This is a genomic window from Nocardia sp. NRRL S-836, assembly GCF_001279525.1.
Classification (GTDB): domain Bacteria; phylum Actinomycetota; class Actinomycetes; order Mycobacteriales; family Pseudonocardiaceae; genus Lentzea.
Genome location: NZ_LGDY01000001.1, coordinates 65,672 through 81,337 on the forward strand (window position 1 = coordinate 65,672; position 15,666 = coordinate 81,337).

The 15,666-nt window shown below is 72.1% G+C and carries 17 protein-coding genes; 11 read left to right on the forward strand and 6 right to left on the reverse strand.

Features of this window, described 5'->3' with window-relative positions; translation table 11 throughout:
- Nucleotides 1-8 precede the first annotated feature (8 nt).
- From ADL03_RS00330 to ADL03_RS00340, 3 genes are all read right to left on the reverse strand, one after another.
- Nucleotides 9-965 carry a glutamate ABC transporter substrate-binding protein gene (locus tag ADL03_RS00330; RefSeq protein ID WP_053731296.1) on the reverse strand — a complete coding sequence of 319 codons (957 nt, stop codon included), beginning with the start codon at nt 963-965 and terminating at the stop codon, nt 9-11.
- The gene (locus ADL03_RS00335) at nt 962-2,200 is read right to left on the reverse strand and encodes a hypothetical protein (RefSeq protein ID WP_082372761.1); all 1,239 of its coding nucleotides are present in this window, start codon (nt 2,198-2,200) and stop codon (nt 962-964) included. The genes ADL03_RS00330 and ADL03_RS00335 overlap by 4 nt, the downstream gene beginning before the upstream one ends.
- Before the next feature lie 264 nt (nt 2,201-2,464).
- Nucleotides 2,465-3,223 carry a TetR/AcrR family transcriptional regulator gene (locus ADL03_RS00340; protein ID WP_197287952.1) on the reverse strand — a complete coding sequence of 253 codons (759 nt, stop codon included), beginning with the start codon at nt 3,221-3,223 and terminating at the stop codon, nt 2,465-2,467.
- A 41-nt stretch (nt 3,224-3,264) separates the two neighbouring features.
- On the opposite strand from ADL03_RS00340, the gene ADL03_RS00345 reads away from it, so the two are divergent.
- Genes ADL03_RS00345 through ADL03_RS00360 form a run of 4 tightly spaced genes read left to right on the forward strand, consistent with a single transcriptional unit; the run spans nt 3,265 to nt 7,778 of the window.
- Entirely contained in the window at nt 3,265-5,601 is a 2,337-nt protein-coding gene (locus tag ADL03_RS00345) for a DEAD/DEAH box helicase (protein ID WP_053731297.1), read from the forward strand.
- Nucleotides 5,601-6,359: an SWIM zinc finger family protein gene (locus ADL03_RS00350; protein ID WP_063798419.1), complete on the forward strand. Its 759-nt coding sequence runs from the start codon at nt 5,601-5,603 to the stop codon at nt 6,357-6,359. Before ADL03_RS00345 ends, ADL03_RS00350 begins: the two co-directional genes overlap by 1 nt.
- Nucleotides 6,360-6,376: 17 nt before the next feature.
- A complete protein-coding gene (locus ADL03_RS00355) occupies nt 6,377-6,895 on the forward strand; it encodes a sugar O-acetyltransferase (protein ID WP_053731601.1) in 519 nt (172 codons plus the stop codon).
- On the forward strand, nt 6,885-7,778 hold the full coding sequence (locus tag ADL03_RS00360; protein ID WP_231641311.1) for a DUF3626 domain-containing protein: 894 nt from the start codon (nt 6,885-6,887) through the stop codon (nt 7,776-7,778). Before ADL03_RS00355 ends, ADL03_RS00360 begins: the two co-directional genes overlap by 11 nt.
- Here the strand turns inward: ADL03_RS00360 and ADL03_RS00365 are convergent.
- Nucleotides 7,714-8,703: a YafY family protein gene (locus ADL03_RS00365; protein ID WP_053731299.1), complete on the reverse strand. Its 990-nt coding sequence runs from the start codon at nt 8,701-8,703 to the stop codon at nt 7,714-7,716. The genes ADL03_RS00360 and ADL03_RS00365 overlap by 65 nt on opposite strands.
- Nucleotides 8,704-8,751: 48 nt before the next feature.
- Here ADL03_RS00365 and ADL03_RS00370 point away from each other — a divergent pair, with 48 nt between their 5' ends.
- Together ADL03_RS00370 and ADL03_RS00375 are read left to right on the forward strand one after the other, a co-directional pair.
- Nucleotides 8,752-9,228: a hypothetical protein gene (locus ADL03_RS00370; RefSeq protein ID WP_053731300.1), complete on the forward strand. Its 477-nt coding sequence runs from the start codon at nt 8,752-8,754 to the stop codon at nt 9,226-9,228.
- Between the two features lie 66 nt (nt 9,229-9,294).
- A complete protein-coding gene (locus ADL03_RS00375) occupies nt 9,295-9,798 on the forward strand; it encodes a DUF2087 domain-containing protein (RefSeq protein ID WP_053731301.1) in 504 nt (167 codons plus the stop codon).
- A gap of 6 nt (nt 9,799-9,804) precedes the next feature.
- Here the strand turns inward: ADL03_RS00375 and ADL03_RS00380 are convergent, their stop codons facing one another.
- Both ADL03_RS00380 and ADL03_RS00385 read right to left on the reverse strand, forming a co-directional pair.
- Nucleotides 9,805-10,536, reverse strand: coding sequence for an SDR family oxidoreductase (locus ADL03_RS00380; RefSeq protein ID WP_053731302.1), 732 nt, complete (start codon nt 10,534-10,536; stop codon nt 9,805-9,807).
- A gap of 488 nt (nt 10,537-11,024) precedes the next feature.
- Nucleotides 11,025-11,231, reverse strand: coding sequence for a hypothetical protein (locus ADL03_RS00385; protein WP_053731303.1), 207 nt, complete (start codon nt 11,229-11,231; stop codon nt 11,025-11,027).
- A gap of 85 nt (nt 11,232-11,316) precedes the next feature.
- On the opposite strand from ADL03_RS00385, the gene ADL03_RS00390 reads away from it, so the two are divergent.
- The 5 genes from ADL03_RS00390 to ADL03_RS00405 are packed head-to-tail and all read left to right on the forward strand — an operon-like array spanning nt 11,317 to nt 15,647.
- Nucleotides 11,317-11,898 (forward strand): RNA polymerase sigma factor, encoded by a 582-nt coding sequence (locus ADL03_RS00390; RefSeq protein ID WP_053731304.1) that lies wholly within the window; start codon nt 11,317-11,319, stop codon nt 11,896-11,898.
- Nucleotides 11,895-12,197: a hypothetical protein gene (locus tag ADL03_RS46465; protein ID WP_157527716.1), complete on the forward strand. Its 303-nt coding sequence runs from the start codon at nt 11,895-11,897 to the stop codon at nt 12,195-12,197. Before ADL03_RS00390 ends, ADL03_RS46465 begins: the two co-directional genes overlap by 4 nt.
- Complete coding sequence (locus ADL03_RS00395) at nt 12,194-13,450, forward strand: hypothetical protein (RefSeq protein WP_053731305.1); 1,257 nt, start codon at nt 12,194-12,196, stop codon at nt 13,448-13,450. Before ADL03_RS46465 ends, ADL03_RS00395 begins: the two co-directional genes overlap by 4 nt.
- Before the next feature lie 38 nt (nt 13,451-13,488).
- A complete protein-coding gene (locus ADL03_RS00400; protein ID WP_053731306.1) occupies nt 13,489-15,183 on the forward strand; it encodes an MFS transporter in 1,695 nt (564 codons plus the stop codon).
- Nucleotides 15,165-15,647 carry a GNAT family N-acetyltransferase gene (locus ADL03_RS00405; protein WP_053731307.1) on the forward strand — a complete coding sequence of 161 codons (483 nt, stop codon included), beginning with the start codon at nt 15,165-15,167 and terminating at the stop codon, nt 15,645-15,647. The genes ADL03_RS00400 and ADL03_RS00405 overlap by 19 nt, the downstream gene beginning before the upstream one ends.
- Nucleotides 15,648-15,666: the final 19 nt, after the last annotated feature.

The following is a 15,666-nucleotide window of genomic DNA, read 5'->3' on the forward strand; positions in this document are numbered from 1 at the left end:
GCCCCCTTTCAGTCCCGATAACGCGCGACCGGCGGCTGCGGTGCCGGCCCCAGCGTGCCCAGCCACCGCCGGTAGGTCTCCGCCCACGTGCCGTCGGCGCGCATGCGCTCCAGCACCCCGTTGACGAACCGCACCAGGTCCTCCTGCCCCTTGGGCACCCCGATCCCGTAGGACTCGTCGGTGAACCGCGCCCCCACCACCTCGGTGTACGGGTCCTGCGCGGCCAGACCGGCCAGGATCGTGTCGTCGGTGGAGATCGCGTCCACCTGCCCCTGCTGCAGCATCACCAGGCAGTCCGTCCAGTTCGGCACCGACACCAGCGTGCGCGCCCTGCCCACCACGTTGCCCAGCGAGGTCGACCCGGACGCCACGCACACCTTCTTGTCACCCAGCGCGTCGACACCGGCGATGCCGGCGTTGCGGCGCACCAGCACCCGCTGCCCCGCCTGGTAGTACACCGCCGAGAAGTCGACATCCTTGAGCCGCTCGCAGGTGATCGTCATCGTCCTGGCCACCACGTCGACCTCGCCGCGCTGCAGCACCCCGATCCGTTCCGCGGCCGTGACCACCTTGAACTGCACCTTCGTCGCGTCGCCGAAGATCGCCCGCGCGATCTGGCGGGCCACGTCGACGTCGAAGCCCTCGATCTCGCCGGTGAACGAGTTGCGGAACCCCATCAGGTACGAGTTCTGGTCCACCCCGGCGATCAGGCGGCCGCGCTGGAGGATGCGGTCCATGGCCGACCCCGCCGGCATCTGCCCGGCAGGCGGCAGCGGGCCGGGACGCAGGCTCGCCGTGGCGTCACACCGCGGCGCCGGACCGGGGGAGGTCGTCGGCGCGGCCGTCACCGTGCTCGCACCCGCCGGCACCGGAACCGGCGCCTCCCTCGGGATCACCTCGCTGGGGACCGGCCCGCTCGTGCAGGCACCCACCAGCAGGACCGCCGCGAGCACCAGCCGCCTCATCGGTACTCCTTGAGCCGCTGCCACAGACCCGCCGTCGACCCGGCCGCGCTGATCAGCGACAGCACCAGCAACCCCACGACCGTGCCCGCCAGCGTCGAACGCGCCACCGCCACCTCGTCGCTGAAGTCCTGCCTGGCCTCACCGATCGCCCGCACCAGCGCCTGGTCCAGCGAGTCGAAGAACGAGTTGTCGATCAGCTTCACCGCCTCGGCGTACTGCCCGGCGTCGTCGGCCTCCCGGATCCGCCGGTGCACCTGCTGCCACTGCGCGAACGCCTGCCTGGCCTCGTCCACCGCACCACCGTCACCGGGACGCGCCTGCTCCAGGAGCCCCTTGAGGCGGTCGGAGGTCTCCACGAAGCTCTTCTCGTACGTCTGCCCGGCACCGCGCGCCACCAGCGTGAGCGTCTCGTCGCCGCGCGCGGTCAGCGTCGCGATCCGCGCCCGCGCCAGCACGTCGACCTGCTGCGAGGCCGTGCGGCTGTCGCCGACGTCCCGCATGACCAGCACCGACACCGTCGTCACCCACAGCAGCGACAGCACCGCCGCGGCCGTGGCGACCAGCAGGCCGATGTTGAGCACCCGGTTGGTCTTGCGGGTCAGGTACCGCTGGGTCAGCAGCAACGCGATCACGAACGCCAGCGCGATGAGCACCTCGCCGACGGGGAACCGCGCCTCGTCCTGCGCCTGCGTCACCCGGCCCGTCTCCGCCCGGTACAGCTCCTGCGCGGCCGGCAGCAGCTCGGTGCGCATCAGGTTCGACGCCTCCCGCAGGTAGGCGGCACCGACCGGGTAGCCCTGGCGGTTGTTGCTGCGCGCGGTCTCGATCAGCCCCGTGTAGACCGGCAGCTGCGCGGCCAGGTTCGCGGTGAGCTCGGGGGAGGAGGCCGTCGCCACCGACAGCGCCGCCTGGGCCTGCGCGATGTCCTTCTCGTAGCGCTCCCGCAGCCGCGCCGGCTCCAGCCCGCCGGACAGGAACGCGCTCGCCGCCGTGGCGTCCGCGTCCTGCAACGCCCGGTAGACCTCCTGCGCGGCGTGCGAGAGCGGCTCGGACTGGGTGGACAGGTCCTCGAGCGCCTGCGAGTGCCGCACCACGCTGTAGGTGGTCAGCGCGCCGCTGGTCAGACTCGCCAGCACCAGCAGCAGGATGATCAGGCTCAACCGCCCCGGCGTCGACCGCGCGAGACCGGTGACCCGGCGCACGAGCGCCTGCCGGGGGTGCGCGTCGATCACCACGATCTGCCCTCCTGCGGCGGTGCCTGCTCCACGGCCCGGCCACCCATCCGTTGATCGTCACCACGCCGCGTGGCGTAACTGTAGGCACCTCGTCCACACGGCGCGGGAATTCACCGCTCATCGGTGCAGCTGTCACCAGGCCGTAACCGCGGAGATCACCCACCGGGCCCGACGTGCGGCGCAGACGCGCTGGTCAGAGCGTTGCCGGCCGGGTTCCGCGCGGGTCTGCCACCGTGCGGGTGCCGACACGCCGGACAGCCGCGCTCACGCTCCCTGGCGTGCGGCGACCAGCTTCGCCACCCCGTCGAGGATCATCTCCAGGCCGAAGTCGAACGAGTGCTCCGGGCTGTACGCGCTCTGGTGCTGCTCACCCACCGCGCCGCCGACCCGCGCGGCGACCGGGTAGCGGGCCGGGTCGAACACCGTCATCAGCACCGGCGCCGCCGCGTCCCACCACTGCCGGTCGGTCAGCCCGGTCTCCTTCTCGGTCAGCGCCGCCGCCGTCAGCCCGCGCGCCGAGTTCTGCACGTGGCCGAGCACCAGGTTCAGCACCGAGTCCATCTCCACGTCGGACAGGCCGATGCCCTCCAGCCCCCGCAGCTCGAAGTCGTACTTCGCCGCCACCTGCGGGCCCAGCACCGTGCGCGAGGGCGCCACCTGCAGCAACCACGGGTGCCGCCGGTGCAGCGCCAGGTTCTCCCGCGCCACGTACACCAGGTGCGCCCGCCAGCCCTCGCTCGCCTCGCGGCCGGTGGTCTGCTGCACGGTGTCGACCATGACGTCGATCAGCTCGCCCTTGCCGGGCACGTAGGTGTAGAGCGACATCGTGCCCACACCCAGCGCCTCGGCCACGCGGCGCATCGACAACGCCCGCAGGCCCTCGGCGTCGGCCAGGGCGATACCCGCCTGCACAATCCGGTCCACGCTCAGGTCCGGCTTGCCCCTGCGGCTGGTCCGCTCCTGGGTGCGCCACAGCAACGCCAGCGTCCGCGCCGGGTCACCGCTGCCCGTGTGTTCGATCACGACGGCCACACTACCGTACCGTATGCTGTACGGTACAGGGTATGTTCGCGCCTGCCGACCCACCCCGTCTCGGTCAGCTCGACGGAAAACCCCTGCTCGAAAGCCTGCCAGCGGTGCTGGGCCGGGACGACTACTGGGCAGTGGCCGCCGCGACCGCGCTGACCCTCGTCGCCCGTGGCCGGATCGTGCCGGGCGTGAGCGCCGCGGGCTGTGACACGTGGCGGATCGGGCCGCTCGACCACGCCGACGAGCTGCACCTGCGCGCGTTGGCCGCGCACGGGTCCTACGAGCAACTACGGGCGTTCATGGACGCGATCGCGGACGCCCTGCCCCGCGACTGGGCCGACGAGACCGGCGCACGACCGTTCGCGGCGGTGCGGCCGTGCTCCGTGCCGGAGCTCAAGGCGTGGGCCGACGAGCAGATCACCCTCTCCCTGCGCGTCGACCTCGACCTCCGCGCGACCGTGCAGGTCCGCGCGGTCACCGACGCCCACCCGCAGGACGTCGCCGGATCCGGCCGCGAGCTCGACGTGCTGCGGGCGATCCGGCGGTCGAGCTGGGCGCCGCTGCACCGGCTGCTCGACCAGGCCAGCCCGCACCACCTCGACCTCACCGACGACGACGTCGCCTCGCTGCTCGACAGCGACGTCGAGGTCCACTGGCCCAGGGAGCTCAACACCACGCTCGGCGCCAAGGCGGTCATCGGCGAACCCAGTGGGCAGTTCGGCGCCGGCGAGCTGCTGACGTTCGACTGGCAGCTCGCACTGGGCGGCGACCCGCTGACCCAGGCCGAGATGGACCTCATCGCCGAAGCCAGCCGCCCCGTCGTGCGGCTGCGCGACCAGTGGGTGCTCCTGGACCCGAGGCTCGCGCGCAAGGCCCGGCAGCGACTCGCCCCGATCTCCGCCGTACAGGCCGTCACCGCCGCCCTCACCGGGGTCGCGGTGATCGACGGCGACCGCGTCGAGGTCGCCCCGCACTCCCTCGCCAGGACCATCACGCACATCCCCGAGATTCCGCAGCCACCCGCGCTGCGAGCGACCCTGCGCGACTACCAGCTGCACGGCCTGCGCTGGCTCGCCCACCTGACCTCGCTCGGCTTGGGCGCCTGCCTGGCCGACGACATGGGCCTGGGCAAGACCATCACGCTCATCGCACTGCACCTGCACAAAGCCCTCGACGCGCCCACGCTGGTCGTCTGCCCGGCGTCGCTGCTGGGCAACTGGGAACGCGAGATCCACCGGTTCGCACCCGGCGTGCCGGTGACCCGCTACCACGGTCCACACCGGACCCTGCCCGCCGACGGCGTCGTGCTCACCACCTACGGCACCATGCGCCTGGACGTGGACGCGCTGCGCGAGCACACGTGGGGCATGGTCGTCGCCGACGAGGCCCAGCACGTCAAGAACCCGCACTCCGGCACCGCCACGGCGTTGCGCGCCATCCCCGCGCAGGCCCGCGTGGCGTTGTCCGGCACGCCGGTGGAGAACTCGCTGTCGGAGCTGTGGTCCATCCTGGACTGGACGACACCGGGCCTGCTGGGCACGCACCGCGCGTTCCGCGCCCGCTGGCCCGAACCCGACGACACGCTGGTCCGCGTCGTGCGGCCGTTCCTGCTGCGCCGCCGCAAGTCCGACCCCGGCGTCGCACCCGAGCTGCCCCCGAAGACCGAGACCGACCTGCCCGTCCCGCTCACCACCGACCAGGCCGCCCTGTACGAGGCGCTGACCCGCGAGACGCTCGACCGCATCGCCGCCGCCGACGGCATGGCCCGCAGGGGACTGGTGCTCAAGCTGCTCACCGGGCTCAAGCAGATCTGCAACCACCCGTCGCACTACCTCGGCCACGACACGCTGCGCGGCACCTCGGGCAAGCTCGACCTGCTCGACGAGCTGCTCGGCACCATCCTCGCCGAGGACGGCTCCGTGCTCATCTTCACCCAGTACGTCGCCATGGCCCGCCTGCTGGAACAGCACGTGAAGGCACCCACCCGGTTCCTGCACGGCGGCACGCCCGTGGCCCAGCGCGAGCGGATGGTCGAGGACTTCCAGGCCGGCCGCGCCCCGGTGTTCCTGTTGTCGCTCAAGGCCGCCGGCACCGGCCTCAACCTCACCCGCGCCGACCACGTGATCCACTTCGACCGCTGGTGGAACCCCGCCGTGGAGGACCAGGCCACCGACCGCGCCTACCGCATCGGCCAGATCCGGCCCGTGCAGGTCCACAAGCTCGTCACCGAGGGCACCGTCGAGGAACGCATCGCCGCGCTGCTGGCCGAGAAGCGCTCCCTGGCCGACGCCGTGCTCACCGCGGGCGAGTCCGCCTTCACCGAACTGACCGACGCGGAGCTCGCCGAGCTCGTGCAGCTGAGGAGCACCTGATGACCGCACGCGGGTTCGCCGCGTTCCCCAGGACCAAACGCCGCGTCGCCACCACCTGGTGGGGCAAGGCCTGGGTGAAAGCCCTGGAGGACACCGCACTCGACGCCGCCGTCATCCGCATGGGCCGCCGCTACGCCCACGCCGGTGTCGTCGGTCCGATCACCGTCAGCCCCGGCCGCCTGCACGCCCAGGTCCACGACGACGACACCGCCTACAGCACCACCGTCCACGTCCCCGAGCTCAGCGAGGTCCACTGGGGACGGTTCCTCGACCGCGTCGCCGAGCAGTCCGGCCACATCGCCGCCCTGCTGGACAACGACATGCCCCGCTCCCTGGTCACCTCCGCCGCCGACGTCGGCGTGGACCTGCTGCCCGGCATCGGCGACCTCGACCCCGACTGCGACTGCCCCGGCTGGGAGCTGCCCTGCCGCCACGCCGCCGCACTGGCGTTCCAGGTCGGCTGGCTGCTCGACGCCGACCCGTTCGTCCTGCTGCTGCTGAAGGGAAAACCGGAACAGGAACTGCTCGACGCGCTGCGCTCCCGCGTCGCAGGCCCCGTCGGCACCAGAACACCTGTGGTGGTTTCCACTGTTCCCGCAGGTGAGCTGCCCGCACGCCCGGCTCTGCCGACCACCACACCTGTGGTGCTCGCGGTCGAGCCGCCGCCGGGTTTCAGCGCCGAGGAGCTGGTGGCGTTGATGGAGATCGCCGCGTCCCGCGCCCGCGCACTGCTGCGTTCGGGCACTCTCGAAGGGTGATCACCGAGAAGCAGAAGATGATGGCCGGCGAGCTCTACCGCGACTCCGACCCCGAACTGGTCGCCGAACGCCGCCGCGCCCAGCAGCTCGTGGACACGTTCAACGCCACCCGCGACGACGCCGTCATCGCCGAGCTGTTCGGGTCGGTCGGCGCGGGCTCGTGGGTCATGCCGCGCCTGCAGTGCGACTACGGCTACCAGATCCACCTGGGCGCCAACAGCTTCGTCAACTACGACGCGATCCTCATGGACTGCGCCACGATCACCATCGGCGACGACGTGTCCATCGGCCCGCGCGCCCAGCTGCTCACCGCACTGCACCCGATCGACGACCACGAGGCCCGCCGGCAGCGGTTCGAGACCGCCGCGCCCATCACCATCGGCGACAACGTCTGGCTCGGCGGCGGCGTCATCGTGTGCGCGGGGGTGACGATCGGGGAGAACAGCGTGATCGGGGCCGGCAGCGTCGTGACCCGCGACGTCCCGCCGCGGGTGCTGGCCGTGGGCAACCCGTGCCGGGTGGTCCGTGAGCTCTGAACGCGCCGGGCGGACGGGGTCCGAGCCGACCGGCTCCCGCTGGATCGATTCCGCCTCGACCCCCACCGGGGGGCCGCGGACCCCCATTCCCATCATCGCAGCCAGCACCGACAACTTCGCGCGTGCTGCCGGGCCGCCCGTGCCGCGCGACCTGCGCGTCACGCTCAACTTCCACCCCGGCCGAGGCGTCCTCGCGTCCCTGGCCCGTGACGGCGTCTACCGGTCGCAGTTCGAGACCGGCACCAGCAACGGCGGCCTCACCGCCCACCCCGGCGGCGCGCGCTGGGGGTGGGAGAGCCGCCTGTTCGGTGGCGCCTACGACCACGTCCCGCCCGCCGACCGGCCCAAGTACGGCGCGCTCAACCACCGCCGCAGCGAGTTCGGCGGCGCACCGCGGTTCGGGTCGGCGCACCTGCGGCTGCGCGAGGACGTCCTGGACCGCAGCACGTTCTGCTACCCCGACAGCGTCTTCGAACCCGTCGACTTCGGCACCGCCCGGCACCTGCCGCTGATCGAGCTCGCCGACGCCGACGACCGCGACCCGCTCGACAACTACATCGAGGCTCACGTCCACGGCCCGGTCACCCTCGCCGACGTCGAGGCGCTCGTGCTCGACCCGTCCTTCCGCGGCACCGAGGTCGAGGACGTCGCGCGCGGCCTGCCGTGCGAAGTCGAGTGGCACAGCGGCTTCCGGCTGTCCACAGCAGACCTCGACCCCGGCTTCCGCACCCCCGAGTCCGTCGCGTTAGGACTGGCCATCGCGTGCGACGGCTGGCTCGACCCGTGGATCCTCTCCCAGGCCGACGCCGACCCGCAGGTCAGCAAACACCTGTGGCACCACCTGGCGCGTAGAGCGCTGACAGCTCCCGGACCACCGAGCTGACCCGCTCCCGCAGCTCCAGGGGTTCGAGCACCTCCACCTCGGCGCCCATCCGCAGCAGCATCCCGGCCGCGTGCCCGACCGACTCGATCGGGATCGTCACCCGCGTCCACCCGCCGTCGGGCACCGCCGACTCCTCGGCCGCCCGCGCCACCACCGGCAGCACGTTCGACGAGAACGACTCCAGCCCGCGCGGCGACAGCCGCAGCACCGCCGTCCCGGTGTGCTGGCGGGACTGGAAGTCCTCCAGCGCCGCCGCCCAGTGCGCCGCCAGGTCGAAGTCCGCCGGCCGGTCGAACGTGTCGTCCAGCACCCGAGCAGCCTGGATCTGCGTCACCCGGTAGGTGGAGATCCGCGTCGACCCCAGCGCCACCAGGTACCAGCGCCCCGCCTTGAGCACCAGGCCCAGCGGCCGCAGCACCCGCGTCACCTCCTCCGGCGCCTGCCAGCGCCGGTACGACACCTCCAGCAGCCGCGCCTGCCACACCGCGTCCGCGACCAGCTCCAGGAACGGCGAGCGCTCCGGGTCGTAGTACCAGGCCGGGGCGTCCAGGTGGAACCGCGTCGCCATCCGCGCGGCCCGGTCGCGCATCGGCGACGGCAACGCCGCCATCAGCTTCAGGTGCGCCGCCGACACCGCCGCGCCCAAGCCCAGGTCAGCGGCCGGTCCCGGCAGCCCGGCCAGGAACAGCGACTCGGCCTCCTGCTCGGTCAGCCCCGTCAGCCGGGTGCGGTACCCGTCGAGCAGCTGGTAGCCGCCGCCCGGGCCCGCGTCGCCGTAGAGCGGCACCCCGGCCGCGTGCAGGGACTCCACGTCGCGGTAGATCGTGCGGACCGACACCTCCAGCTCATCGGCCAGCGCCTGCGCGGTCATCCGCCCCTTGGTCTGCAGCAGGAGCAACAACGACACCAACCGGCTCGCACGCACGCGGACACACTGCCACAGGATGTCAGTGATAGCTCATATGTTCGACGCATGTCCTTCTACGAGAAGAACCTGGCGGTGCGCGAACCGCTGGTGGTCGCGGGCAGGAACGTGAAGCGGTACGAGGTGGTCACCCCAGGGCTGGAGATCACCGACGACATCCGCGCGGCCGCGTACGAGTTCCTGCCCCGGCTCTACCCGGACTTCGCCGACCCGACGCCGCCCGCCACGGTCACCGTGCTGCACCGCAGCGCCGCCGGCATGTACCTCAACGCCTACAACTGGGTCTGGGACAACGTCCTGCACTGCCGCACCGCGGTCTCCGGCGACCAGCCGTTCCTCGGCTCGACCGACCCCGACCTCACCCGCTTCACCGTCATCCCGAAGGACCTCATCGGCTGCGTGTGGGAGCTCCCGCCGCTGGCCCACGAACGCACCGCGTGGGTGCGGCACGTGCTCGAGCCCGACGAGCCGGACTTCGCCGCCTACCTCGCCGACACCCTGGCCGAAGGGCTGGTGGGACGGTGAGCGAGTGGACCGGGGCACCGGCCGCCGCGCGATAAACGACTGGACGCGGCGGATACGTTCGCAGGCATGACCACTCCGGAGACCGTCGTGCGCGTGCTGGCCGAACCGTCGAGGCTGCGGGCGTTCGCCGCCGTCGTCCTCGGCGCGGGCACGCTCGCCGACGTCGCCGCCGCCTCCGGGCTCACGCCCAAGGACGCGGGCACCGCGCTGCGCAAGCTGCGGGAGGCCGGGCTGGTCGAGGGCGACCCCGCCCGCCCGGCCGACCTCAAGCCGCTGGCCGCCACGCTCACCGAGGCGATGCCCTCCGACGGGCTCGCACCGTTCGTGCGCGGCGACAAGCTCATCTCCCTGCCCGTCGCCCACGACCGCCGCCGCAAGATCCTCGAACACGTCGCGTCGCACGCGTTCACCGCGCGCACCTACTACGAGGAGACGGAGATCAACGAGCGGCTGCGGGCGTGGTGCGACGGGGGAGAGGTCGACCACGTGACGATCCGCCGCTACCTCGTCGACCTCGGCCTGCTGGAACGCGGCGGGGGCCTCTACCAGGCCCAGCCCCTGCCGATCTAGGCGCGGCTAGCCCCGGCCGATGTAGGGCATGGCCGTGGCCATCACGGTCATGAACTGCACGTTCGCGTCGAGCGGCAGCCGGGCCTGGTACAGCACCGCGTCGGCCACGTGCCGCACGTCGAACGTCGGCTCCGGCCTCGTCCCCAGGTCCGCCTGCAGCACGCCCTGGCCCATCCGCTCGGTCAGCGCCGTCGCCGCGTTGCCGATGTCGATCTGCCCGCACGCGATGTTGTGCGCGCGGCCCTCCAGCGACAACGACCTGGTCAGCCCGGTCATCGCGTGCTTTGTCGCATTGTAGGCGACGGCGTGCGGGCGCGGCACGGACGCCGAGATGGAGCCGTTGTTGATGATCCGGCCACCACCCTGCGCCTTCATCACCCTGAACGCCTCCCGCGCGCACAGGAACGCGCCCGTCAGGTTCACCCCGACGACCTCCTCCCACGCGCTGAGGCTGAACTCCTCGATCGGCGTGGCCGCCACGTTGGTGCCCGCGTTGTTGAACAGCACGTCCACCCGGCCCCACTCGTCCACCACCGCCCGGAAGAGAGCGCTCACCGAGTCCTCACGCGACACGTCGGCCGGCACGACCAGCGTGCTCGCGGCGAAACCCTCGGCGGTCTCGCGCAGCGCGTCCTCGCGGCGGCCAGCCAGCGCCACCTGGAACCCCGCCTCCAGCAGGGTCCGTGCGGCCGCGCGCCCCACGCCCGATCCCGCTCCCGTCACGATCACGACCGCCATCGTTGAGCTCCCCTCGATCCAGCGATTGCCCGCAATGTCCGGTGTGGAGTAGTTACCACCTGTGGAAGGTGAAGAGCACACGTGCCTGCTGTGCAAGGGGTCGGGAACCATGTCGTGGCAACAACCGGTGTTCGGTGCGGAAGGTCTTGTGCTGCACGAGATGTCCCACCCGTGTCCGCGCGGCTGCGCAGGCTGGTGGCGGCTCCCGAGAGCCGAGCAGAGGGGCGTGGTCGCAGGGAATGTCGCACGTGCCAACGAGATTCCGGCGGGACCGTCCACCCAGGCGTGATCACTGAGCGTGAATGATGGGGTTCACCCATTATTGTCAGGAGGGTGCCTGCTTGGCGGCTGCGGCCACTCCGAGTAGAAGCGGACACTGTTCCTCCGTGAAGGAGTGCAGCCGATGCCATGGTTCTGGGCTCAACGAGGACCGGACCGCCTGCCGTGCGTGCGGTGGGCTCGGTCAGGTCCCCGACCGGTAGGTGAGCTCAGTCTTTCCTGGTCAACAAAGTAGGGCCGAGGATCCGGCGGGCGAGCCGCCGTGACAGCGACTTGCGCTGGCGCACGGGCGCCGGCGCGGGTGCCGCTTTCAGGTCCTCTGGCGTGATCTTCGCGAACACGTCGGTCTCCGGCTCTGCACTGCCGGACTGTTGCTCGATCGGCACGCCGAAGATCTTGCCATCGTGCTTTCCCATCCCCCACACGAGGGGCGGACGTCCCACCGCGGCGTGACGCGGGTCACGCAGCACACTGGACCGTCGTGGCGCCAGACGGGGTGTGATGACTGAGACGACCGAGCGAGCGGACGTGGGCCCGCCGCCGGACCCGCGGCTGTGGGAGCAGATCGCCCAGGGCGACCACGCCGCGTTCACCGAGCTGTTCGAACGGCACGCCGAGGCGGTGTGGAACTACGCCTACCGGCTCACCGCCTCCTGGTCGCAGGCCGAGGACCTGCTGTCGGCCACCTTCCTGACCGCGTGGCGCACCCGCGGCCAGGCCCGGCTGGTCCGCGACTCGGCCCTGCCGTGGCTCTACACCGTGACCGCGAACCGCGCCCGCACCGAGTGGCGCGCCTCCCGCCGCGCCCTGCGGCTGGTCGGCCGGCTCGCCCCGCAGCACGAACGCGATCACGCCGACGAGGTCGCCACCCGCACCGACGCCCAGCGCCGCCTGGCCACCGTGGTCGCCGCGATCGCGAAACTCCCGCCGTCCGAACGCGAGATCGCCCAGCTCTGCCTGCTCGGCGAGGTGTCCACCGCCGACGCGGCCGCGCTGCTGGGCATCGCGGAGTCGAGCGTCCGGTCCCGTGTCGCCCGCACCCGCGCCCGGCTGCGCGCACTGACGGGGGAGGAGCAGTCGTGATGCCACCCCGGCCGCGCGCCGCCGTCGCGCACCTCAGCCCCCGGCCCAGCGCCGGGCCGCGCGCCACCGGTGTGCCGTCGTCGACCTGGCCCGATGCCGGGCCGCGCATCGCGGGCGTGCCGTCGTTGACCCGGTCCAGTGCCAGGCCGCGCGCCACTGGCGTGCCGTCGTCGACCTGTCCCGGTGCCGGGCCGCGCATCGCCGTCGCGCACCTCACCCCCCAGCCCACCGCGGGCGCCGACCACCTCCGGGCCCTTCGCCCCGCCCGGTGCCGCCCGACCTGCGAGGACCTCCGATGATCGACCAGCTGCCCGAGCCCCGCACCCTCCCCGACGACGTCCGCCTGCGGGCCCGCCGCCGGTTGTCCGAGGGCATGAGCCCCGCCGCCGGCCGCCGCAGGCCCGCCCTGATCGCCGCCGGGGTCAGCCTCCTGGCCGCCGGAGCCGTGTACGCGGGTCAGGCCCTCTACGGTTCCGCGGACCTCGCGGGCCCCGCCGCCCAGTACAACGGCGAGTTCGCCGGCAAGGACCGCGCGCTGGTCAACCACGTGGAACGCGGCACGGTCGCCCCCGACGTGCTGGGCCGCTGCGCCGCCGCCGCGAAGGCGCACCCGCCGGCCGGGCAATGGCAGACGGTCGCGACCAGCAGCAAGAACGGCACGGTCCTCACCGCGTTCCGCGTGCCCGCCGGCGTGTTCTTCTGCGCCACCACCGCGACCACGACGACGATCTCCGCGCCCGACCCGGCCGGCATCGGGGAGGGCCGCCGCAAGGTGAAGGTCCTGTTCACCACCCCGACCGGCGCGATGGCGGGCCTGGTCTCGCAGGACCTGCGGTTCCTCAGCCTGTCGCTGATCGCGGACCCCGGCCAGAACAACACCCTGCCCGCGCTGGTCGACGGGCTGTTCCTCGCCCCCAGCGGCTACCTGTTGGCCGAGACCGGCACGAAGGCGCTGGCCAACGGCGAGGAGTCCGCCCTGCGGGGCGTGCCGAAGCCGACCGCGTCCGTGGTCGACCGGCCGTTGCCGCCCGCCGCCCGCGACACACCGGAGGCCGCGCGGTTCGCCGGGTGCCTGAAGGGCCGGCCGGTCCCGGATCCCGACCAGTTCGCGCACGGGCTCACGGTCCGGGTCAGCGCCACCGACACGATGACCGTCGGCCGCTTCGGCGACGTGCTGGTCTACTGCCGCGACTCGGACCACAACCCGTCACCCGGCGCGGTGTACGACTTGGACGACCTGGACGAGGTGCGTGGGGAGACCATCGCGTCGATGGCCGCGTTCTACGACTTCAAGCCCTTCACGGCCGGGGAGAACGGCGAGCTGGAGTCGGGTGGCAGCACCACTTTCGCGGCGGTCGGCCTGCTCACGGACCCGCGGGTCGCCTCGGTCACCTACACCCGGCCGGGCGCGCCCGACGTGCCCGCCTGGGTCGGCAACGGCACGTTCGTGCTCGCGGCGCCGCTGATCGACCGGCACCCCGACGCCCGCGTGGTCGTGCGGGACGCGGCCGGGGCGGTGCTGGAGACGGTCAAGCCGAAGTCCGCGCCGTAGCGGTGTCCAAGAGCCGGACAGGTGATTAGCATGGCGAAGTGACTACGCTGGAGGCTCCGGCCGGGTACAGGTGGATCGCGCTGTCCAACACCACGCTGGGCATGCTGATCGCGACGATCAACTCCTCCATCGTGCTGATCGCGCTGCCCGACATCTTCAAGGGCATCGGGATCAACCCCCTGGACCCGGCCAACACCGGCTACCTGCTGTGGATGATCATGGGGTTCCTGGTCGTCACCGCGGTGCTGGTGGTGAGCTTCGGGCGGCTGGGCGACATGTACGGCCGGGCCCGCATGTACAACCTGGGCTTCGCGATCTTCACCGTGTCCTCGGTGCTGCTGGCGGTCACCTGGTTCGACGGCGACGCGGCCGCGCTGTGGCTGATCGGCTGGCGGGTCGTGCAGGGCGTGGGCGGCGCGTTCCTGATGGCGAACTCCTCGGCGATCCTGGCCGACGCGTTCCCGGCCAACCAGCGCGGCATGGCGCTGGGCATCAACGGCGTCGCCGCGATCGCCGGATCGTTCCTCGGGCTCGTGATCGGCGGTCTGCTCGCCCCGGTCAACTGGAACCTGATCTTCATCGTGAGCGTGCCGTTCGGGCTGTTCGGCACGGTCTGGGCGTACCTGAAGCTGCGCGACACCGGCGAGCGCAGGCACGCGGAGATGGACTGGTGGGGCAACGTCACGTTCGCGGCCGGGCTGATCGCGGTGCTGGTCGGGATCACCTACGGCATCCAGCCGCACGGCACCGCGCAGACCGGCTGGGGCAGCCCGCTCGTGCTGACCTGCCTGGCCGGCGGTGTGGCGGTGCTGGCGGTGTTCGTGGTGATCGAGCGCCGGGTGGCCAACCCGCTGTTCGACCTGCGGCTGTTCCGGCTGCGGTCGTTCACCTGGGGCAACGTCGCGAACTTCGCCTCCGCGCTGGGCCGCGGCGGGCTGCAGTTCATCCTGATCATCTGGCTGCAGGGCATCTGGCTGCCCCTGCACGGCTACGGCTACGAGGAGACGCCGCTGTGGGCGGGCATCTACATGCTGCCGATGACGGTCGGGTTCCTGCTCGCCGCTCCCGCCGCCGGGATCCTGTCCGACCGGATCGGCTCCCGGATGCTCGCCGCGACCGGCAACCTGCTGACCGCGGGCACGTTCGCGTTGCTGATCGCGTTGCCGGTCGACTTCCCCTACTGGGAGTTCGCGGCGGTCCTCGTGCTCACCGGGATCGGGATGGGCATGTTCTCCTCGCCCAACCGCGCCGAGGTGATGAACTCGCTGCCCGCCGACGCCCGCGGCTCCGGCAGCGGGATGATGACCACGTTCCAGAACACCGCGATGGTGCTGTCGATCGGGTTCTTCTTCAGCCTGATCATCGTCGGGTTCTCCCAGTCGCTGCCGGGGGCGCTGCGGACCGGCCTGACCGAGCACGGCGTGCCGGCGTCCCAGGCCGCCGAGGTCGCCTCGCTGCCCGCGGTGGCGGTGCTGTTCGCGGCGTTCCTGGGCTACAACCCGATCCAGCAGCTGCTCGGGACGCACCTGCAGGCGCTGCCGCCCGGTGAGGCCGCCTACCTGACCGGGCGCGGGTTCTTCCCGAGCCTGATCTCCGCGCCGTTCGCGCACGGGCTGGCCATCGCGTTCGGGTTCGCGATCGTGCTGAGCGTGGTCGGCGCGGTGGCGTCGCTGCTGTGCGGTAAACCGGTGGACAGCCGGGACAGGATGCCGTTGTGGAAACGGAACGCCTGACGCTGCGTCCCCTCGTCGCGTCCGATGTGGACGAGCTGGAGCGGCTGCACGCCGACCCCGAGGTGATGCGCCACCTCGACCCCGCACCCGTCGAGCGCTACCTGACCGGCGGTTTCCACGCGGCACGGGAGAATCGCACCGGCCGGTGGCTGGGCTGGTTCGAACTGGCCGACGCCGGCAACGGTGACTGGGAGCTCGGCTACCGGCTGCACCGCGACTGCTGGGGCAGCGGCTACGCCACCGAGGGCGCCACGGCACTGGTCGAGCACGCGTTCACCGCCTGCGGCGCGCAGCGGGTCGTGGCCACCACGATGACCGTCAACACCGGGTCGCGGCGGGTGCTGGAGAAGTGCGGGCTGCGGTACGTGCGCACGGTCTTCCTCGACTGGGACGACCCGCTGCCCGGCGCCGAGCACGGTGACGTCGAGTACGCGCTGAGCAGGCAGGAATGGGAGTCCGCGTGACCGGGTTGGTGGTGGAAGA

Bases quoted from the DNA above. Each gene is read 5' to 3' on its own strand.
- ADL03_RS00330 (WP_053731296.1), bottom strand. From the start codon at position 965: ATGAGGCGGCTGGTGCTCGCGGCGGTCCTGCTGGTGGGTGCCTGCACG.
- ADL03_RS00345 (WP_053731297.1), top strand. From the start codon at position 3,265: ATGTTCGCGCCTGCCGACCCACCCCGTCTCGGTCAGCTCGACGGAAAA.
- ADL03_RS00350 (WP_063798419.1), top strand. From the start codon at position 5,601: ATGACCGCACGCGGGTTCGCCGCGTTCCCCAGGACCAAACGCCGCGTC.
- ADL03_RS00355 (WP_053731601.1), top strand. From the start codon at position 6,377: ATGATGGCCGGCGAGCTCTACCGCGACTCCGACCCCGAACTGGTCGCC.
- ADL03_RS00370 (WP_053731300.1), top strand. From the start codon at position 8,752: ATGTCCTTCTACGAGAAGAACCTGGCGGTGCGCGAACCGCTGGTGGTC.
- ADL03_RS00375 (WP_053731301.1), top strand. From the start codon at position 9,295: ATGACCACTCCGGAGACCGTCGTGCGCGTGCTGGCCGAACCGTCGAGG.
- ADL03_RS00380 (WP_053731302.1), bottom strand. From the start codon at position 10,536: ATGGCGGTCGTGATCGTGACGGGAGCGGGATCGGGCGTGGGGCGCGCG.
- ADL03_RS00385 (WP_053731303.1), bottom strand. From the start codon at position 11,231: ATGGGAAAGCACGATGGCAAGATCTTCGGCGTGCCGATCGAGCAACAG.
- ADL03_RS00390 (WP_053731304.1), top strand. From the start codon at position 11,317: ATGACTGAGACGACCGAGCGAGCGGACGTGGGCCCGCCGCCGGACCCG.
- ADL03_RS00395 (WP_053731305.1), top strand. From the start codon at position 12,194: ATGATCGACCAGCTGCCCGAGCCCCGCACCCTCCCCGACGACGTCCGC.